16 protein-coding genes are annotated in these 20,225 nt (G+C 66.8%); 13 read left to right on the top strand and 3 right to left on the bottom strand.

The window, feature by feature from the left end; translation table 11 throughout:
- Positions 1-143 precede the first annotated feature (143 nt).
- From putA to BBTA_RS28050, 3 genes are all read left to right on the top strand, one after another.
- A complete protein-coding gene (putA, locus tag BBTA_RS28060; protein WP_012045891.1) occupies positions 144-3,824 on the top strand; it encodes a trifunctional transcriptional regulator/proline dehydrogenase/L-glutamate gamma-semialdehyde dehydrogenase in 3,681 nt (1,226 codons plus the stop codon).
- A 269-nt stretch (positions 3,825-4,093) separates the two neighbouring features.
- Positions 4,094-4,321 carry a hypothetical protein gene (locus tag BBTA_RS28055; RefSeq protein WP_041750936.1) on the top strand — a complete coding sequence of 76 codons (228 nt, stop codon included), beginning with the start codon at positions 4,094-4,096 and terminating at the stop codon, positions 4,319-4,321.
- Between the two features lie 12 nt (positions 4,322-4,333).
- The gene (locus BBTA_RS28050) at positions 4,334-4,711 is read left to right on the top strand and encodes a DUF892 family protein (protein WP_244424155.1); all 378 of its coding nucleotides are present in this window, start codon (positions 4,334-4,336) and stop codon (positions 4,709-4,711) included.
- A gap of 195 nt (positions 4,712-4,906) precedes the next feature.
- Here BBTA_RS28050 and leuD read toward each other — a convergent pair whose 3' ends face one another.
- Genes leuD through BBTA_RS28035 form a run of 3 tightly spaced genes read right to left on the bottom strand, consistent with a single transcriptional unit; the run spans position 4,907 to position 8,985 of the window.
- Complete coding sequence (leuD, locus tag BBTA_RS28045) at positions 4,907-5,527, bottom strand: 3-isopropylmalate dehydratase small subunit (protein WP_012045889.1); 621 nt, start codon at positions 5,525-5,527, stop codon at positions 4,907-4,909.
- Positions 5,524-6,945: a 3-isopropylmalate dehydratase large subunit gene (leuC, locus tag BBTA_RS28040; protein WP_012045888.1), complete on the bottom strand. Its 1,422-nt coding sequence runs from the start codon at positions 6,943-6,945 to the stop codon at positions 5,524-5,526. Before leuC ends, leuD begins: the two co-directional genes overlap by 4 nt.
- Before the next feature lie 36 nt (positions 6,946-6,981).
- Entirely contained in the window at positions 6,982-8,985 is a 2,004-nt protein-coding gene (locus tag BBTA_RS28035) for an FAD-dependent oxidoreductase (protein WP_012045887.1), read from the bottom strand.
- Positions 8,986-9,141: 156 nt separating this feature from the next.
- On the opposite strand from BBTA_RS28035, the gene BBTA_RS28030 reads away from it, so the two are divergent.
- The 10 genes from BBTA_RS28030 to BBTA_RS27985 all read left to right on the top strand — a co-directional run bounded on the left by BBTA_RS28030 (position 9,142) and on the right by BBTA_RS27985 (position 20,075).
- The gene (locus BBTA_RS28030; protein WP_012045886.1) at positions 9,142-9,966 is read left to right on the top strand and encodes a GntR family transcriptional regulator; all 825 of its coding nucleotides are present in this window, start codon (positions 9,142-9,144) and stop codon (positions 9,964-9,966) included.
- The gene (locus BBTA_RS28025) at positions 9,963-11,186 is read left to right on the top strand and encodes an ABC transporter substrate-binding protein (RefSeq protein WP_012045885.1); all 1,224 of its coding nucleotides are present in this window, start codon (positions 9,963-9,965) and stop codon (positions 11,184-11,186) included. The genes BBTA_RS28030 and BBTA_RS28025 overlap by 4 nt, the downstream gene beginning before the upstream one ends.
- Positions 11,187-11,483: 297 nt before the next feature.
- Positions 11,484-12,356 carry a branched-chain amino acid ABC transporter permease gene (locus BBTA_RS28020; RefSeq protein WP_012045884.1) on the top strand — a complete coding sequence of 291 codons (873 nt, stop codon included), beginning with the start codon at positions 11,484-11,486 and terminating at the stop codon, positions 12,354-12,356.
- Positions 12,353-13,324, top strand: a complete 972-nt coding sequence (locus tag BBTA_RS28015) for a branched-chain amino acid ABC transporter permease (RefSeq protein ID WP_012045883.1) — start codon at positions 12,353-12,355, stop codon at positions 13,322-13,324. The genes BBTA_RS28020 and BBTA_RS28015 overlap by 4 nt, the downstream gene beginning before the upstream one ends.
- Positions 13,324-14,067, top strand: coding sequence for an ABC transporter ATP-binding protein (locus tag BBTA_RS28010; protein ID WP_041750935.1), 744 nt, complete (start codon positions 13,324-13,326; stop codon positions 14,065-14,067). The genes BBTA_RS28015 and BBTA_RS28010 overlap by 1 nt, the downstream gene beginning before the upstream one ends.
- On the top strand, positions 14,060-14,761 hold the full coding sequence (locus tag BBTA_RS28005) for an ABC transporter ATP-binding protein (RefSeq protein WP_012045881.1): 702 nt from the start codon (positions 14,060-14,062) through the stop codon (positions 14,759-14,761). The genes BBTA_RS28010 and BBTA_RS28005 overlap by 8 nt, the downstream gene beginning before the upstream one ends.
- 40 nt (positions 14,762-14,801) lie before the next feature.
- Complete coding sequence (locus tag BBTA_RS28000; RefSeq protein ID WP_012045880.1) at positions 14,802-15,680, top strand: oxaloacetate decarboxylase; 879 nt, start codon at positions 14,802-14,804, stop codon at positions 15,678-15,680.
- Positions 15,677-17,410: a hydantoinase B/oxoprolinase family protein gene (locus BBTA_RS27995; protein WP_012045879.1), complete on the top strand. Its 1,734-nt coding sequence runs from the start codon at positions 15,677-15,679 to the stop codon at positions 17,408-17,410. Before BBTA_RS28000 ends, BBTA_RS27995 begins: the two co-directional genes overlap by 4 nt.
- Positions 17,407-19,464, top strand: coding sequence for a hydantoinase/oxoprolinase family protein (locus BBTA_RS27990; RefSeq protein ID WP_012045878.1), 2,058 nt, complete (start codon positions 17,407-17,409; stop codon positions 19,462-19,464). Before BBTA_RS27995 ends, BBTA_RS27990 begins: the two co-directional genes overlap by 4 nt.
- Positions 19,461-20,075, top strand: a complete 615-nt coding sequence (locus BBTA_RS27985) for a cysteine hydrolase (RefSeq protein WP_012045877.1) — start codon at positions 19,461-19,463, stop codon at positions 20,073-20,075. The genes BBTA_RS27990 and BBTA_RS27985 overlap by 4 nt, the downstream gene beginning before the upstream one ends.
- Positions 20,076-20,225: the final 150 nt, after the last annotated feature.

The following is a 20,225-nucleotide window of genomic DNA, read 5'->3' as shown; positions in this document are numbered from 1 at the left end:
GGGCCATCACGATCGGTTTGCGCGCGACCGCCCCCAGCGGCGAGGCCCGCTGGCGGACCTTGCTTCGGCCGTCTTCGAGGCCAGCAGCGCGGTCAGGCGTTTGCTGTTATCATCCGCATCTGCATTCACCGGGAGAACGCGCCATGCCGCTCGCGGAGACCGCCGCTGGCCCTGGCCCTGTGCCGCCGCCGTTTGCCGCATTCAACGCTGATCTTCGCACCCCGAGCGAGCTGCGGGCTGCGATCAGTTCGGCCCATCGCCGGAACGAGCCGGAGTGCGTGCGGCCGCTGCTCGATCTCGCGGCGTTGTCCGGAGCGGCGTCGGAGCGGGCGGCCGCCGTGGCGCGGGATCTCGTCGTTCGCTTGCGAAGCAAGGCGCCATCGGGCGGGGTCGAGGGCCTGATCCATGAATATGCGCTCTCCAGCCAGGAGGGCGTCGCGCTGATGTGTCTGGCCGAGGCGCTGCTGCGGGTTCCGGATACGGCGACGCGCGATGCGCTGATCCGCGACAAGATCGCGACCGGCGATTGGCGCGCTCACATCGGACATAGTCCGTCTCTGCTCGTGAACGCCGCGACCTGGGGCTTGATCGTCACCGGCAAGCTCACGGCTGCCGCCAGCGAGGACAGCCTTGCCTCGGCGCTCACGCGGCTGATCGCGCGGGGCGGTGAGCCGATCATCCGCCAGGGCGTCACGCTTGCGATGCGGCTGTTGGGCGAGCAGTTCGTGGCGGGGGAAACCATTGAGGATGCGCTCTCGAACGGCCAGCGCTGGGAGGCGCGAGGGTTCCGCTACTCCTACGATATGCTTGGAGAGGCTGCGACCACCGCGGCCGACGCGACCCGCTACGTCGCCGCTTACCAGGCCGCGATCCAGGCCATCGGACGCCATTCGGCCGGCCGCGGCATCTATGAGGGGCCGGGGATCTCGATCAAGCTGTCGGCGCTTCACCCGCGCTACAGCCGGATGAAGCGGGGCCGCGTGCTCGGCGAGCTGCTGCCGCGCCTCAAACAGCTGGTGTTGCTGGCCCGGCAGCACGACATCGGACTCAACATCGACGCCGAGGAGGCCGATCGTCTCGATCTGTCGCTCGACCTGCTCGAGGCACTCTGCTGCGACGCGGATCTCGCCGGCTGGAACGGCATCGGCTTCGTCGTCCAGGCCTATCAGAAGCGCTGCGCCTTCGTGATCGATTGGATCATCGATCTGGCGCGCCGCTCGCAGCGGCGGTTGATGGTGCGGCTGGTCAAGGGCGCCTATTGGGACAGCGAGATCAAGCGCGCCCAGGTCGATGGCCTCGAGGACTTTCCGGTGTTCACGCGCAAGGCCCATACTGACGTGTCCTACTTGGCCTGCGCCCGGAAGCTGCTGCGCGCGCCCGACGCGGTGTTTCCGCAATTCGCTACCCACAACGCGCGCACATTGGCCTCGGTCATCGAAATGGCCGGACCAAACTTCTATCAGGGCCAGTATGAGTTCCAGTGCCTTCACGGCATGGGCGAGCCGCTTTACGAGGAAATCGTCGGCCCCGGAAGGCTGGCGCGGCCCTGCCGGATCTATGCTCCGGTTGGCTCGCATGAGACATTGCTGGCCTATCTCGTTCGCCGGCTGCTCGAGAACGGTGCGAACACCTCCTTCGTCAACCGCATCGCCGATCCCGCGGTGGTGATCGAGGACTTGATCGCGGATCCCGTGCAGCTGGTGCGATCCGCGTCGCGTCCGGGCGCTGCCCATGAGAGGATTCGCACGCCGCGGGATGTGTTCGGCTCGCAGCGGCCGAACTCCGCCGGGCTCGATCTCGCCGACGAAAGCGAGCTCGCGCGGCTTGGCACGGACCTGACGCGCAGCGCCGGCGTGTCATGGCGTGCGCTGCCGTCGACAGCAGCAGGCGGGGAATGCGCACGCATCATCCGCAATCCCGCGGATCGTCGTGACGTCGTCGGCCATGTCCGGGATGCGACGGCGCGCGAGATCGAGGCGGCCCTGTCCAATGCGGTGGCGGCGGCGCCGGGATGGGCTGCGACCAGCGTGCGCGAGCGCGCCATCTCTTTGCGCGCAGCCGCGACCGTGATGGAGGCGCAGCGGCGCATTCTGATCGGTCTGATCGTGCGCGAAGCCGGCAAATCCTATGCAAATGCCGTTGCGGAGGTGCGCGAGGCGGTCGATTTCCTGCGCTATTATGCGGACGAGATCGCAACGCCTGACGATGCGGGGGTGCGTCCGGCGCTCGGGCCCGTGGTCTGCATCAGCCCGTGGAACTTTCCGCTCGCGATCTTCACCGGCCAGGTCGCGGCTGCGCTCGCGGCCGGCAATCCGGTGCTGGCGAAGCCGGCCGAGGAGACGCCGCTGATCGCCGCCGAAGCCGTGCGCATCCTGTGCGAGGCCGGCTTGCCGCCGGGCGTCCTGCAATTGCTGCCCGGTGACGGACAGGTCGGCGCGGCGCTGGTCGCGGACCCGCGCGTGCAGGGCGTCATCTTCACCGGATCGACCGCCGTCGCACGTCTGATCCAGACCCAATTGGCCACACGCGTCACCGTTGACGGACGGCCCGTTCCGCTGATCGCCGAGACCGGCGGGCAGAACGCGCTGATCGTGGACTCCTCCGCGCTTGCGGAGCAGGTCGTCGGCGACGTCATCGCATCCGCTTTTGATTCGGCCGGCCAACGCTGCTCCGCCTTGCGCATCCTCTGTCTGCAGGAGGAGGTCGCAGATCGCATCCTCGTCATGCTGCGCGGCGCCATGCGCGAGCTCGAGGTCGGCAATCCGGCGTTGCTGTCGACCGATATCGGGCCGGTCATCAGCGCAGAGGCGCGGGACAATATTGCCGCCCACGTGGCGATGATGCGCGATCGTGGTCATGCGGTGGATGAACTGATCTTGCCGCCGGGCACGGCGACTGGGACGTTCGTCGCGCCAACCCTCATCGAGATCGACGAGATTGCCGAGGTCGAGCGCGAAGTGTTCGGTCCCGTTCTCCACGTGCTGCGCTATCGGCGCGAGGAGCTTGCCGATCTCGTCGGCGCGATCAACGCCACCGGCTATGGTCTGACATTCGGCATCCATTCGCGCATCGCGGAGACGATCGCGCAATTGTCCGCTGACATCCGTGCCGGTAACATCTACGTCAATCGCAACATCATCGGTGCGGTGGTCGGCGTTCAGCCATTCGGCGGCGCCGGCCTGTCGGGCACCGGCCCGAAAGCCGGAGGTCCCCTGTATCTGCGGCGGCTGTCGGCCGCACCGTCCGATGCGGTCCGCGGCATGGCCGGCCGTCCCGACCCGGCAGCGCAGGCCTATGTTGCATGGCTGCGCGGCCAGGGGCAGGCCGAACTGGCGGCCCGCTGCGAGGCCTATCTGTCGCGCTCGCTCGCTGGCGCGGCGATCGAACTGCCGGGACCGGTGGGCGAACAGAACATGTATCGCCTCGTGCCGCGCGGGGCCGTGCTTGCGCTGGCGCAGAGCGAGGAAGCGCTGCTGCTTCAATGCGGTGCCATTCTGGCGACGGGCAATCAGGTCGTCGCCGAGGCGTCAACATGTGCGCGCGCGATGGTCGGCGGGCTCGGGCCGTCGCACCTTGCGCGGGTTCGGCTTGTCGACTCCTGGCGCGATGTCGACGACATCCAGGCGGTCCTGTTCGACGGTGCGATCCCACAACTGCTCGCGCTGACCAGAGAGCTGGCCGAGCGGCCCGGGCCCATCATTCCCGTGATCATCAAGCGTGCGGTGGACGGAGACGATGAGCTCGACAGACTCGTCAGAGAAGTCTGCGTGTCGACCAACACGGCGGCTGCTGGCGGCAATGCCAGCTTGATGTCGATCGGATGAGATCGGAGCAGGGCGTTGCGCTTCGCCTGACTGAACCGGGTTCGTGAGAGGCATGAGTGGCGAGCAGGCAAGCACGTCGCAGACACGGTCTGGTGATCGCAGCGCGTCGTCATCAGGCAGCCACGAAGCGATGGCATGGAGCCGCATGCTCTGCTGCGGCGCGGTCGAATCGGTTAAGCGCGGCGACATCGCGCATGGATTAACGCAGTTGATATCGCCTAATCTGCCGAGAGGATTAGTAACGTCGCTTCAGGGCTCGGAGCTGCCAGATGCACGACCCCGTTGACAAGCTGAACGATCATACCGGTTCCCTTGGCGCGCGCGCCGCGGGCGGTGAGCCGAACGGGGGCGGGCGTATCGCCGGACCTGCCGTGATCCGGCTCGACAAAGCCCCCACGATCGAACCCGAAGCCGGCGCGGAGCTTGCCGCCGACGCTGCCGACCGCCGCGATGCGATCCAGAAACGACATCTCGTCACGCCGACGATGTGGCGTTGATCTGATATCGCGTTGACCTTGGCTGCGGCGGTCGTGTTTGGCGACGGCGAGGAGGTCCCATCCTTTGGCGCCGCGACGGGATCGGCGATGCGCCGCGATGTCCTCTGCTCCAGCTGCTTGCCTCTCGATCGTCTCGCGCGATCCCTCGGGACATGCGATGTCGGGCGACGAGTCCTGAAGAACACCTTTGCCAACAATGCGTTCGAGAATTTCGAGATCGCCGCCTACAAGTCGCTGCTGGCGCTGTGTGGTGCGGCCGGCGCCAGCGAAGCCCGCGGGCTGCTCGAACAATCGCTGCAGGAGGAGGAGCGCATGGCCGAGTGGGTCGACGCCAATGTCGAGAAGGTCACGCTGCAATTCGTTCAGCACGAGGAGCGCCAGGCGGCCTGATGGCAGTCCGGTACCGGCCGGAAGGGTGAGAATCGGTCGCGGCAACCTCCGGTAACATCCGGATACCCACGACTCGCAAAATCGGATAAACAAGATTTAGCCCTTCTTGGGGCGTTTCCTCCCTGGACTTGGGCCGCCTGTACGTCCTGTGCAGGCGGCTTCTTTCTTTGTCAGTTCGGCATTTGTCGGTTGGTGTCAGGCGCGCCGGGTTCCGAGAGCGGCCCAGGGCCGTTGATGGGCGTCGCGCGCTTCGAAGCCGGTGATACCGTCAGCCAGGGAGACCGTGAGATCAAGGTCGTCCCAGCCGTTCAGCAGCTTGGTACGCCAGATCGGATCGACGCTGAATGAGAACGTGCGATTGCCCAGTCGGATGAGACCATCTCTCAGATCGATCGTGATCGCCGCTCCCGTCGATGGCAGCAGGGACAGGATCTCTTCCGCGTCGGCCTCGCTGACCGTCGCCGGCAACAGGCCGTTGTTGACCGCGTTCGACGCGAAGATGTCGCCGAAGCTCGGCGCGATCACGCAGCGGAAGCCGAAATCGACCAGCGCATAGACCGCCGCTTCGCGCGACGAGCCGGCGCCGAAATTGCGCCGTGTCACCAGCACCTCGGCCCCGGCAGCGCTGGCGGCGTTGAGCGGGAAATCGGGCCTGGCCTGACCCGTCTCGTCGAAGCGCATGTCGTGCAGCAAGTATTGACCGTAACCGTCGGCGCGCGAGCGTTTCATGAAACGCGCCGGGATCAACTGATCGGTGTCGATGCTGGCAAGCGGCAGCGCGCAGGCGGTCGTCGTGATGATGTCGAACGGTCTCATCGATCGCCCCTCAGAAAGTTCCGCACGTCGGTCAGCTGGCCGGTCACGGCTGCGGCCGCCACCATCGCCGGCGACATCAGATGCGTGCGCGCGCCTTGACCTTGCCGGCCCTTGAAGTTGCGGTTGGTGGTCGACGCGCAGCGCTCGCCGGCCGGCACGAGGTCGCCATTCATGCCGACGCACATCGAGCAGCCGGAGCCGACCCAGTCGAGGCCCGCGCCGCGGAAGATCTGGTCGAGGCCTTCCTGCTCGGCCTGCTGCTTGACGAGGTGCGAGCCCGGCGACACCAGCCCTGGCACCCGGGCGGTGCGGCCGGCGAGGATGGCGGCGGCCGCCCGCAGATCCTCGATGCGGCTGTTGGTGCAGGAGCCGATGAAGACGCGGTCGATCTTGATGCTGTCGAGCGCCTGGCCGGCCTGAAGCCCCATATAGTCGAGCGCCTCGCGCACATGGCTCGCTTGCGCGGGGTCGTCGAAGATAGCGGGATCAGGCACGGCCGCGCTGATCGGCAGCGCGTCCTCCGGACTGATGCCCCAGGTGACCGTCGGCGCGATCTCCTGGCCATTGAGGCGGATCTCGCGATCGAACGCGGCCTCGGCGTCGGTCGCGAGCTCGCGCCAATTCGCGATGGCGCGATCGAGGAGATCGCCCTTGGGCGCGAACGGCCGCCCCGTCACATAGGCGAAGGTTGTCTCGTCGGGCGCGATCATCCCGCAACGCGCGCCGCTCTCGATCGCGAGATTGCACAGCGTCAGCCGTCCCTCCATCGACAGCGCATCGATGGCGGTTCCGGCATATTCGATGGCATGGCCGCGGGCGCCATCGGCGCCGATCCTGGCGATGATCGCGAGCGCGACATCCTTGGCGGTGATCCCTGATGCAAGGGCGCCGTCGATCGTGATGCGCATCTGCTTCGGTCTCTTCTGCCACAGGCATTGCGTCAGCAGCACATGCGCAACCTCCGAAGCGCCGATGCCGAAGGCGAGCGCGCCGAACGCCCCATGCGTCGAGGTGTGACTGTCGCCGCAGACCATCGTGAGACCAGGCAGAGTGAGGCCCTGTTCGGGCCCGATCACATGGACGATGCCCTGCCGCGGATCGTCGAAGCCGAAGAGACGGATATCATTGGCGCGGCAATTGTCGTCGAGCTGGCGGATCATGCCCGCGATCTCCGGCGCGATCTCGCTGAGCACGCGGGTCCGCGTCGGCACGTAGTGATCGGCGACGCCGATCGTGAGATCAGGCCGGCGCACCTGCGCGCGCCTCTCCTTCAGCTTGTTGAAGGCGTGGAAGGATCCCTCATGCACGAGGTGGCGATCGATGAACAAGAGCTCCGCGCCATCCTCGCGGCGCGTCACCACATGTGCATCCCAGACCTTGTCGAACAGCGTTCGCTGCCGCCGCGCTACATCCATCATCCCTGAACGTCCTCAGTCGATGTCAACGCTCTATCCTCATGTCGTGAGTCCCGAGGCTGCAGGGAAGGGGGCCCGCGCCGCCATGTGGCCCTGATACGTCGCCTCCAGCGCCGTGCGCGGCGCATTGTTGTCGCCGGCCTGCATCACCGGAAGCCCGGCCCGGCGCAGCGCGAGATAGAGCGTCTGGTCGGCGCTGTTGTGATCGACCGCCACCAGCGCAGAGAAGCCGGACAGTCGCGCGACCTCGCCGGTCGAGAGATCCTCGACCTCCAGCGTGCCGCCGTCGAACGCGCGGACCGCGCGCAGGGTCGCGATCCTCACCTTGCGCTCGCGCAGGCGGCGGCTGTTGGCGAGCGTCGAATAGATCGTGGTGCGCCAGGCGTAGCTCGCGGCCGGAACGAACAAGGTCACGGCTTTGCCGAGGTCGGCGAAATGCTCCAGCGCCGCCAGCGTGCCCCATTCGCCGGTGCGGTCGAACACGGCCACCGCTGCGCCGAGCCTGTCCGGCGCACGCAGCGCGTCGGGCAGGGTGAAGACCGGCCCGCTGCCGGGGACCGGCATCGGCGTCGTTGTCGAGCCCGTCGCCAGGATGATGCGATCGGCGCCAAACGCCGCGATCTCGGCTGCGCTGGCCTCCTTGTTGAAGATCGTGGTGACGCCGAGCCGGGCGAGTGCCGCGATCTGGAACGCGACGAACGTCTCGAAATTGGCGCGCTTCGGCATCAGCCAAGCCGTGCGCAACTGGCCGCCGAGCTGATCGCTGCGCTCCCACAGCGTGACATCATGCCCGAGCGCCGCCGCGACGCGCGCGGCTTCGAGGCCCGCCGGGCCGCCGCCGACGACCAGGACCTTCTTGCGCGCGCCGCGCGGCAGTGCTTCGGGCTCGTCAAATTGCGCCTCGAGCCCGGCGATCGGATTGATCAGGCAGCGGATCGGCAGGTTCCGCTCCAGCATGCCGGCGCAGCCCTGGTTACAGCCGATGCAGCGGCGGATCTCGTCGAGGCGGCCCTCGACGGACTTCCGCACGATCGCCGGTTCGGCGAGATGCGCGCGCGCCATGCCGACCGCGTCCGCGTGGCCGGCCGCGATCATGGCATCGGCCTCGTCGAGTCCCGTAAATCGGCACACGGCAAAGACTGGCGTGTCAAACCCCTCCGTCCGCAGCTCGGCGCGGATGCGCGCGGGCAGGCTGCGGAACGGCGCCGGATCGAACGCCATGTCGGCCATCTGCGTCGCCAGCGAATAGCTCGCGACATAGGCCGAGTGTGAGACGTTGATGAAGTCGATCCGCGTCTGCCGCGCCAGCATCGGCACGATCCGCTCGGCCTCGTCAATGCCGAGCCCGCCCTCGGCATATTCCTCGCCGCTGATGCGGATGCCGAGGCAGAAGCCGGCTCCGAGCTCGGCGCGCAGCGCCGCCAGCACGCGGGCGGGAAAACGCAGCCGGTTCTCCAGCGCGCCGCCATACTCATCATTTCGCTTGTTGGAGAGCGGCGACATGAACTGCTGCAGCAGATGGCCATGCGCCATCTGCAGTTCGATGCCGTCGAAGCCGGCGGCGACCAGATTGCGCGCCGTGACGAGGTGTCCCTCGATCACCTCTTCCATGTCGAATTCGTCCATCGGTCGCGGCGGCAGCGCCGAGATCGACCACGGCACGGCTGAGGCGCCCCATGCCACCGTGCGCTCGAAATCGCCTTCGACCTGCCGTCCGAGATGGATGATCTGGCCGAGCATCACCGCGCCCTCCGCCTTCACCGCATCGGTGATGCGGCGGAACGGATCGATGCAGGCCGGGTCGAAGCCGCACACCGCCTGCGGCCGGCCGAGCGAATTGGCGTGCACGCGGATGGATTCGAAGATGATGGCGCCGACGCCGCCGCGCGCGCGGGCGCGGTGATAGGCGAGATGCTGCGCGCTCGGCAGATGGTGCTCACCGAAATTCGTCGTGTGTGCGGGAACGAAGATGCGGTTGCGGAAGCGCAGGGGGCCGACGTCGAGCGGGCTTAGCGCCTGTGCAAATGGCTGATGCTGCGACAAATCGCGTGATCCTCCCCGCGCTCGATCCATGGCTCGATGGATGGCTCGATCCTTGCTTAGATCGCGCCGGCCGAGCCAGTTGACCTAAGCTGTCATATTTTCTATACACCTCATGTATTGAAAGCAAGATAGCTCGAAATCACTGGGGCCCCTGCCTTGCGCGCCGCGTCCGAGCCACTGAAGGCACGACGGATCTACCTGCTGCTGAAGGACAAGATCGCATCCGGCGAGCTTGCGGACGGCGAGCGGCTGCCCGGCGAGTTTGCGCTGGCCGAGGAGCACAATGTCTCCCGTGTCACCATCCGCCAGGCGCTCGATTTGCTCGCGTCAGAGGACCTGATCCAGAAGAAGAGCGGGCTCGGCACCTTCGTGCATCGTCCGGCCTCGAAGGTGCGCACGGTGCTCGCCGACGTCGCCAACATATTCGCGCATCTGATCGAGATGGGCCGCACGACCGATGTGCGGCTGCTGTCGTTCGACTATGTCACGCCGCCCGACCAGATCCGCGAGGCGCTGCAGCTCGCACCCGACGAGCGGTCGCAGCGCTCGGTGCGCGTCCGCCTCGTCGATGGCGTGCCGTTCTCCTATCTCATCGCGCATGTCCCGGAGCGCATCGGCAGAAGCTATTCGCGCGAGGATCTTGCGCGCGTGCCGCTGCTGGAGCTGATCGAGCGTTCGGGATTGACCAGCGATTCCGCGCGGCAGGAGATCAGCGCGGTGTTGTCGAGTCCCGACGTGGCCAAGGCGCTCGACATCGATGTCGGCATGCCGCTCGTGGCCTTGCGTCGCACGGTTTACGGCAAGGACGGCCAGCCGATGGAGCATTTGCAGGCGCTCTATCGGCCGGATCGCTACACATTGCAGATGAACCTCGAACGGACGGGCGACGAAGGGCACCGGCACTGGAGCCCGACCGCCGAGGTGTACCGCAGGGAGCGCCCGCGCCGGCGGCCGCCAGTCAGGAAAGTGGGGAAGTCATGACGCGCATATCGAAGTCCATGTCACGGCGCACCGTGCTCAAGAGCGGCGTCGCGCTCACCTCGATGCTGGCGGCGCCCGGTCTGCTCCGCGCCGAGCCGGCGCCGGTGAAGGTCGGGCTGCTGCAGCCGATCTCCGGCGCCTTCGCGCTCGACGGCGATCTCGCCAAGATCGGCGCCGAATTCGCGATCAAGGAGATCAACGACGCCGGCGGCATCAAGGCGCTGGGCGGCGCCAAGCTCGAACTGGTCGTCGGCGACAGCCGCTCCAATGCCGAGGCCGGCGCGCAGGCCACCGAGGAGCTGCAATCGGCCGGCGTCGCTGCCGTGCTCGGCGGCTTTGCCTCAGGCATCGCGCTGACCGCGACGCAGACCGCCGCGCGCTACGATCTGCCGTTCGTGGTCGATTGCGCGGTGGCCGATACGATCACCGAGCGCGGCCTCAAGAACACCTTCCGCTTCAATCCGAACTTCAGCATGGCCACCGCGGTCGCGCTGAAGAACCTCGTCAAGCTCAATGACGACGCCGGCAAGCCGATCAAGACGGTGGCGATCGTGCATGAGGACGGCCTGTTCGGCTCGGGCCTTGCCAAGATCATGCAGGAGAAGCTGCCGCCGCTCGGCTTCCAGATCGTCGAGACCATCGCCCATCCGACGCCGGCGCGCGACATGACCAACGTTGTGCTGCGGCTGCGCGCGCTCAATCCCGATCTGATCGTGCCGTCGCATTACTTCAACGAGTTTGTGCTGATGGCCCGCACCCTGCAACAGCAGCGTGTGCGTCCGAAGGGGATCTACGCGGTGTTCGGCGGCGCTGCCTCCAGCTATCGCTTCGTCAACGAGTTCCCCGAGGCCGCCCAGGGCGTGATGGACTGCAACCATTGGGGTGATCCGAAGAGCCCCATCACCGCGAAGCTGCGCGAGACCGTGACCGCGGCCGGCAAGTTCTACGCCTACAACACGCCGATCAACTACTCGTTGGTGAAGGTGTTTGCCCAGGCCGTCGAGAAGGCCGGCAGCGCCGATCGCGCCAAGATCATCGAGGCCCTGGCAGCGAACGAGTTCGACAGCGGCATCATGCCCTACGGCAAGACCAAGTTCGACGCCAAGGGCCAGAATGCGAGTGCGTTGCCGCTGAACACGCAGGTGCAGGGCAAGGATATCAAGGTGATCTACCCGGCCGAGTACGCTGAGGCCAAGCCGGTGTTCCCGATCAACGGGTGATCGGGCAGGGCAGGTGAGGTCGGGCTAAGGTCGACCGACTGCAATCCGGCGTGACCGAACATTGGAATCGAGCGCTCGCACCACGAGCGGTGCGCTCCCTCGCCCCGCTTGCGGGGAGAGGGGGGGAGGGGGACTCTCCGCGAGTTCGGTGCATGTGGAGAGTCCCCCTCACCCGGATTGCATCTTCGGTGCAATCCGGCCTCTCCCCGCAGGCGAGGAGAGGCGAGCATTGAGCAAGCGCGAATGGGTCGCGTACCAAGCGGATCGCTCTCAGCGTCTGCTGAAACAGAGGATGTGATGTACTCGCCCCAGATCGTCGTGGAGGCGCTGTTGAACGGGCTGATGCTGGGCGCGATCTATGCCTTGATCGCGCTTGGCCTCACCTTGATCTACGGCGTGCTGCATATCGTGAATTTTGCCCACGGCGCGCTGCTGACGGTGGCGATGTTCATGGTGTGGCTCGTCTGCGCGCGCTACGGGCTCGATCCCTATCTTGCCATCCTCGTCGTCGCGCCGCTCATGTTCGCGCTCGGCTATGGCCTACAGCGCTTCATCATCGGCCCCGCCAGCCATGGCAAGGACAATGGCATCCTGCTGGTGACGCTCGGCCTCTCCATTATCATCGAGAACGCGCTGCTCGCCGCGTTCCAATCGGACACCCGCACCATCACCACCGACTATTCGTTCCGCGTCGTCGAGCTCGGGCCGTTGCTCTTGTCGTTCCCGCGTGTGGTCGGCTTCGGCGTCACCATCGCCACCACGATTCTACTCTGGCTGGTGCTACACCAGACCGACATCGGCAAGGCGATCCGCGCCGTCGCCAAGGAGAAGCTCGGCGCCAGCCTGGTCGGCATCAGCGTGCCGCATGTCTATGCGATGACCTTTGCGATCGGCTGCGCCTGCCTCGCCGTCGCCGCGGGCCTGCTGATGCCGTCCTTCTATGTGAGCCCGAAGACCGGCGCGGCCTTCGTGCTGGTGGCCTTCACCATCGTCGTGCTCGGCGGCATGGGCTCGATCCCCGGCGCGCTGATCGGCGGCCTCCTGATCGGTGTCGTCGAAGCCGCCTCGAGTCTCTTTCTCGGCGACAGCCTCGGCCAGATCGGCATCTTCCTGATCTTCATCGTCACCCTGCTGGTGCGCCCGACCGGCCTGTTCGGAGCGCGCGCATGACCAAGCCTCGCCTGGCGACGCTCGCGATCATCGTGGCCGCGCTGGCCGTGATCGCTTTTGCCGGCCTGTCCGGAGCGCTGTTGAACCTGATGATCTTCATGATGATCATTGCACTGGCAGCGCAGGGCTGGAACATCCTCGGCGGCTATGCCGGGCTGTCGTCGTTCGGCCACGCCGCGTTCTTCGGCGCCGGCGCCTATGCGATGGCGGTGCTGCAGACCCGTTTCGGCGTCAACGCTTGGATCGCGCTGGTGATCGGCATCGCGCTTGGTGCGCTGGTCGGGGCGTTCATCGGCTTCCTCAGCTTCCGCTCCGGCCTGAAAGGCTCGTACTTCGCGCTGATCACGCTGGCCTTTGCCGAGGTCGCGCGCATCCTCGCCAACAGCTGGAACTTCACCGGCGGCGCCGCCGGCATCCTGCTGAAGCTGCAGACGGGCCTGCCTTACCTGCAATTCGCCGATCGCCGCTACTTCCTGCTGATCACCATCGGCTGCGTTGCGATCGGCCTCGTCGTCAGCTGGTGGCTGGAACATTCGCGCTTCGGCGCCTATCTCGTGGCGCTGCGCGAGAACGAGCAGGCGGCGCAGGCGCTCGGCGTCGACGTGTTCGCGGTCAAGATGAAGGCGATCGCGATCTCCGGTGCGCTCACCGCAGCGGCCGGCTGCCTCTACGCGCAAAACTATCTGTTCATCGATGCCAATGTCGCCTTCGGGTCGTGGATCTCGATCGAGGCGTTGTTCGCGGCCATCGTCGGCGGCTCCGGCACCGTGCTCGGCCCCTTGATCGGCGCGATCGTGCTGCTTGGGCTCGGCGAACTGACCAAGGGACTCTCAGGCGGCATTCCTGGCATGGATCTCCTGGTGTTCGGAATCATCCTCGTGCTGTCGGTGGCGTTCTCGCCGAATGGTCTGGTCATGCTGATGAAGAGCCTCGGCCTGCGCGCGCCGGCGAAGGCGAAGGAGGCGTGATGCTCGAGGTCAAGTCTCTCACCAAGCGCTTCTCGGGTCTCGTCGCCGTCGACCAGGCGTCGCTGTCGGTCGCCAAGGGCTCGATCACCGGCCTGATCGGGCCGAACGGCGCCGGCAAGACGACGCTGTTTGCGATGATCGCGGGCTTCCTGCAGCCCGACGGCGGCTCCGTCAGCTATGAAGGACGCGACATCACCGCGCTCGCGCCGCACGTGCGCGCGCGCGCGGGCATCGCGCGCACCTTCCAGATCGTGCAGCCGTTCGAAGGCCTGAACGTGCAGGAGAACATCGCGGTTGGCGCCTATCTGCACACGCCTGACGCCAGCGAGGCGATGCGGCAGGCTGCTGATATCGCCAAGCGCGTCGGCCTTGGCGCTGATCTCACCAAGGGCTCGTCCGATCTCACCGTCGCCGGCCGCAAGCGGCTGGAGGTGGCGCGCGCGCTGGCGACGCAGCCGAAGCTGCTGCTGCTCGACGAGGTGCTGGCCGGCCTCAACCCCTCGGAGATTCGTGACGTGCTGCCGCTGGTGCGCGACATCCGCGACCAGGGCGTCACCATCCTGATGATCGAGCACATCATGCAGGCGGTGATGAATCTCTGCGATACCGTGTATGTGCTGTCGCAAGGACGGATGATCGCGCAGGGCGAGCCCAAGACGGTGTGCGAGGATCCGCAGGTGATCGAAGCCTATCTCGGCCATGGCGCCGCCGAGCGGCTGCGCGCGGAGCAGGCCCATGCTTGAGGTCCGCGATCTCCGCGCCGGCTATGGCGGAACGGAAGTGCTGCGTGGCGTCAGTCTCGACGTCAACGCGGGCGAGGTCGTCGCCGTGCTCGGCTCCAACGGCGTCGGCAAGACGACGTTGAACAAGGTGCTGTCGGGCGTGGTGCCGGCGACATCAGGCACGATCCGTTTCAACGGCGCGGCACTGGAGCACGCCGCCGCGCCCGAGATCGTCACCGCCGGACTGATCCATGTGCCTGAGGGGCGCAAGATCTTCCCGAATCTGTCGGTGCGCGAAAATCTCGAGCTCGGTGCCTATTGCCGGCCGCGGCGCGGCCGCGCTGCAAAGGTCGATCAGGTCTATGAGATCTTTCCGAAGCTGAAGCAGCGGGCGCGGCAATATGCCGGCACGCTGTCCGGCGGCGAGCAGCAGATGCTGGCGATCGGCCGCGGCCTGATGGGCGAGCCGAAGCTCTTGATCCTCGACGAGCCGTCGCTCGGCCTGTCTCCGCTGATGGTGGAGGAGATGTTCGCGCTGATCGCGCGGCTCGCCGCATCGGGCCTTGCCATCATGCTGGTCGAGCAGAACGTCGTGCAGTCGCTCGAATTGGCCGGCCGGGCCTACATCATGGAGAACGGGTTCATCACGCTCTCCGGCCAGGCCTCCGAACTGAAATCGAATGCCGAGCTGAAGCGCGCTTATCTCGGTCTGTGACCGGCGCGTCAGTCAACTTGAGAAGAGCAAGGAAACCACAATGAGCCTGAGATCCACTCTGGCATCAGCCGAGACGACGATCGCGCCCGGCGTCTATGACGCGCTGACCGCGAGCATCGCCGCCGAGGCCGGCTTCAAGGCGCTGTATTTGACCGGCGCCGGCATCGCCTATACCAAGCTCGGCCGTCCCGATATCGGGCTGGTGTCGATGATGGAGGTCGCCGACACCATCGCCATGATCCGCGACCGGGTCGATCTGCCTGTTGTCGTCGACGCCGATACCGGCTTCGGCAATGCGCTGAACGTGCAGCGTACGATCAGGCTGTTCGAGCGCATGGGCGCGTCAGCAATCCAGCTCGAGGACCAGACCACGCCGAAGCGCTGTGGTCATCTCACAGACAAGACGGTCATCAGCACCGGCGAGATGGTCGGCAAGATCAAGGCGGCGCTCGACGCGCGGCAGTCTGCAGACACCTTGATCGTCGCGCGTACCGACGCGCTGGCGATCGAGGGCATGGAGGCGGCGATCGCGCGCGCCGAGCGTTATGCCGAGGCGGGGGCCGACGTGCTGTTCGTCGAGGCGCCGAAGAGCAGCGAGCAATTGTCGGCGATCGCCGGCCGGTTAGCCTCGAAGCGGCCGCTGCTCGCCAACATGGTCGAAGGCGGTTCGACGCCGATCCATGCGGCGTCCGAACTCGGCGCGCTCGGCTTCAAGCTCGTGATCTTCCCCGGCGGCATCGTCCGCGCGCTCGCTTTCGCCGCGCGCGCCTACTACCAGTCGCTGGCGCAGGCCGGCTCGACCAAGCCGTTCGCCGACCGCATGCTCGACTTCGCCGGGCTCAACGCGATGCTCGGCACCGCCGACATCCTGGCCAACGGCGCGCGCTACGCGGCCAGCGACGAGGAGGCGCGGGCATGACGACCCTGGATCCGATCACGCTCGCCGTGCTCAAGGGCCGGCTGGAGCAGATTGCCGACGAGATGGACGCGACGCTCTATCGCTCGGCCTTCAACCCGACGATCGCTGAAGCGCGCGACGCCTGCCACGGCATCTACCATGCCACGACCGGCGATACCTTGGTGCAGGGGCAGGGCGGCCTGCCGATCTTCGTCGGCGCGATGGCCTTCGCCGTGCGCGCGGTCATCGCCAAGGTCGCCGCGGACGGCGGCCTCGAAGAGGGCGACACCTTCATCTTCAACGATCCCTATGACGGCGGCACGCATCTCAACGACTTCCGTCTGGTGCGTCCGGTGTTCCGCAACGGCAAGGTCTTTTGCTGGATCGCCTCGGTCGGCCACTGGCTCGACATCGGCGGCAATGTCGCCGGCGGCTACAATCCGAAGGCGGTCGAGAGTTTTCAGGAAGGCATGCGCATTCCACCGGTGAAGCTGATCGCGGCGGGGCGGATGAACCACGACATTCTCGGCATCATCGAAGCCAATTCACGGGTGCCGATGTCGAACTGGGGCGACCTCAACGGCCAGCTCAACGCGCTCGATCTCGGCGAGGGGCGCCTGCGCGCGCTGCTCGACGACTACGGCGATAGGACGGTGGCCGACGCCTTCGAGGCGTTCTCCGATCGCGCCGAGACATTGATGCGCGCAGCCATCGCCTCGCTGCCCGACGGCGCCTATTCGTTCGAGGACGTGCTCGACAATGACGGCATCGTCGACGAACCGCTGACGGTGGCGCTCGACGTCACCATTGCCGGCGACACGATGACGCTCGACTTCACCCGCTCGTCCGGCGCCTGCAAGGGCCCGATCAACATCTCGCGCTCGACCACGATCGCCGCCTGCTATGTCGCGCTGAAGCATGTGTTCACCGAGGTGCCCGCCAATGCCGGCTGCCTCCGGCCGATCGCGTTCGAGATTACCGACGGCTCGCTGCTGGCGGCGGGGCCGCCGAAGCCGGTCGCGGGCTATACCGAGACCATCCTGCGCCTGATCGGCGTCGTGCTCGGCGCGCTCGCCAAGGCCGATCCGTCGCGCGCCACGGCCGCGCCGTTCGGCACCATCAATGCGCTGTCGATCGCCGGCCATCGCAAGGATAACAGCCGTTTTGTGATGTTCTCGTTCTTCGGCGGCGGCCTCGGCGGCAATCCGGCGACCGACGGCCTCAACCACGCCAACAATCCGATCTCCACGGCGACCATTCCTCCAGTCGAAATTCTGGAAGCGGCCTATCCTGTGATGTTTACGCAATGGGCGCTGCGCCCGGACTCCGCCGGCGCCGGCACCCATCGCGGCGGCGTTGGCGCGATCTACGAGGTCGAGCTGCTGGCCGATGCCGATGTGGCGCTGCTCGGCGAGCGCGGCAAGGCGGCGCCGTTCGGCGTTGCCGGTGGCGGCAGCGCCGCGCTCAATCGCTTCACCTGGCAAACGGATGATGGCGAGGCGAACCCGCCGATGGTCTCCAAGATCACGGATCTGCATCTGAAGGCGGGCAAGCGCGTGCGGCTGGAAACGCCCGGAGGTGGCGGTTGGGGACCGCCAGAGGCACGGCCCGTCGCGGCGGTCGCCCATGACGTCGCGCTCGGCTTCGTCTCGCCGGCGCAGGCGCGCGAGGTCTACAAGGTCGCGGTAGCAGTGGATGGCGTGGTCGATGAAGCTGCCACGCGCATGCTGCGCGCGGGAGGTGCGGCATGAGCAGGCTCGGCACCATCGTCGGCGTCGATGTCGGCGGCACGTTCACGGATCTGTTCTATTTCGACGAGGCAAAGCGGACCTTCCGCACCAACAAGGTGCCGTCGAACCGCGGCGACGAGGCGACAGGCTTCCTCGAGGGACTGCAAGGGTTCGGCGCGGTCTCGCATCTCACCTCGATCGTGCATGGCACGACCGTCGGCACCAATGCGCTCTTGGAGCGCAAGGGCGCGCGCATCGGCCTGATCACCACGCGTGGCTTCCGCGACGTGCTCGAGATGCGCCGGCGCGACCGCCGCAACACCTGGGGCCTGTGGGGCGATTTCATTCCGGTCGTCGAGCGCGACATGCGCGCCGAGGTCGACGAGCGCGTGCTGTCCGACGGCACCATTCGCACCGCTGTCGATGTGGCGCAGGTGGCGGCGACCGCGCGCGAACTGCTGGCCAAAGGCGCGCAGGCGCTCGCGATCGTGTTCATCAACGCCTTCGCCAATCCCGAGAATGAGCGCCGCGCGCTCGAGGCCGTGCAGGCGATCTGGCCGAACGACAATGTCGCCTGCTCGAGCCAGATCCTGCCCGAAATTCGCGAGTTCGAGCGGACCTCGACGACCGCGCTCAACGCCTATCTGCAGCCGGTGGTCGGCTCTTACTTGCAGAAGCTGCAGAATGCGCTGGCAGGCGAGGCCTTCGACGGCCGCTTCCACATCGTGCAATCCAATGGCGGGGTGATGTCGACGGACGCCGCGCGGCGCTTCCCGATCCGCACTGCGCTGTCGGGCCCGGCGGCCGGCGTGATCGCCGCGGCCGAAATCGCGAAAGCCGCCGGCTTCCCCAACGTCATCACCGGCGATCTCGGCGGCACCTCGTTCGACGTGTCGCTGGTCGTGGATGGCGCGACCTCGCTGGCGGCGCAGACCACGATCGATTTCGGCCTGGTCGTGCGCACGCCGATGATCGAGATCACCACGATCGGCGCCGGCGGCGGCTCGATCGCCCATGTCGATGCCGGCGGCCTTTTGCAGGTTGGCCCGGAGAGCGCAGGCTCGCGGCCCGGCCCGGTGTGTTATGGCGGCGGCAATGAGCGGCCGACGCTGACCGATGCCAATGTCGTGCTCGGCCGCATCAATGCGGAGAGGCCGATCGGCGGCAAGCTGAAGGCGCTCGACGTCGAGGCTTCCAAGCGTGCCATCGCGCGCCATGTCGGCGAGCCTTTGGGCCTCGGCGTGATGGAGGCGGCGGAGGCGATCGTGCGGATCGCCGACAGCAAGATGGCGGGTGCGATCCGGCTGATGTCGATCGAGCGCGGCCATGATCCGGCGCGCTTCGCGGCGGTGCCGTTCGGCGGCGGCGGCGCGCTGCACGTCTCGGCGCTGATCAAGGATGTCGGGCTGAAAGCGGCTTTGGTGCCGCGCTATCCCGGCGTCACCTCGGCGCTCGGCTGCGTCATCGCCGACATCCGCCACGATCAGGTGCAGACGCTCAACATGTTCGTCGACGGTCTCGACATCGCGGCGTTGACGGGCTGGATGCTGTCCGAGGCCGAGCATGCGCAGGCCGTGGTGAAGGATGCGCGGCTCGCGGTCGAGCGCATCGACACGCTGTTCGAACTCGACATGCATTATGTCGGACAGACCCACACCATTCGCGCCACCCTGCCGGCGGAGATCCACGACGGTGCCATCGCGCTGACGGTCGAGGACGTGCGCAAGGCGTTCGAAACCGCCTATCAGAAGAGCTTCAGCCGGCTGTTGCCGGGCGTGCCGATCAAGATCGTCAACCTGCGCACCGCCGCGATCGGCGTGCGGCCGCGCTTCGACCTCTCGGCGCTGGCGCCGGATGACAACGCCGATCTCGGCAAGGCGCGGCGCGGCAGCCGCGAGGTCTGGTTCGACGGCAAATGGTGGGCTACCGCGATCTATGCGCGGCTCGATCTGCCGGTCGGCAGCGACATCGCAGGACCCGCGATCCTGGAGCAGCCGGATGCGACGACGGTGATCGCGCCCGGCTTCCAGGCGCGGGTGGATGCGTTCGGCAACGTCATCGTGGAGCTGATATGAGCGATCACCCCATCCCGGCCGCGCAGAGCGCGCTCTTGATCGTCGATCTGCAGAACGACTTCCTCGATCCCAAAGGCGCCTATGGCCGCGCCGGACAGACGGCGGCTGATATCGCGGCGCTGCCGCCACGGATCAAGCCGTTCGCCGATCTGATGCGGAGCAAAGGCGGCTTCGTCATCTCGACGCAGTTCACCCTGGTGCCGGGCAAGGGCGGCGAACCCCTGATCTCGCCGCATCTGAAGCAGCTGCGGCCGTTCCTCGCCAAGGGCGATTTCCTGCCCGGCGCGTGGGGCCATCAACTGGTCGACCTGCTGCAGCCGGCCGACCTCACGATCGAGAAGATCGCCTATTCGGCGTTCTACATGACCCGGCTGGAATGGGTGCTGCGCAAGTGCCGCATTGAAAAGCTCTACGTCGCCGGTATCGTCACCAATGGCGGCGTCGCCTCGACGGTGCGTGATGCGCATATCCGTGACGTCGAGACGGTGGTGCTGGAGGACGGCTGCGCGGCGTTCACTGCGGAGACGCATGCGACCGCGATCGCGGCGTTGAGGCCTGTGTGCCGGGTGGCTTCGATCGCGGAGGCCATGACGGAGCTCGCGGCGTCATGAGAACACGCGCAGCCTGTTGGGGCCTCATGGTTCGAGACGCACCTAAGAAGGCGCTCATCACCATGGGGGTCAAAAGCCGAGGCGGCACTGCACACCGAACCATGAACACGTCAAGAGGCGTGTTCATGGAGAGGGGTGACAGCGACAGTC

The sequence above is a fragment of the Bradyrhizobium sp. BTAi1 genome, assembly GCF_000015165.1.
GTDB classification, from domain to species: Bacteria; Pseudomonadota; Alphaproteobacteria; order Rhizobiales; family Xanthobacteraceae; genus Bradyrhizobium; species Bradyrhizobium denitrificans.
The sequence above is the reverse complement of the archived record's forward strand: the minus strand, read 5'-3'. Positions and strand labels throughout refer to the sequence as shown.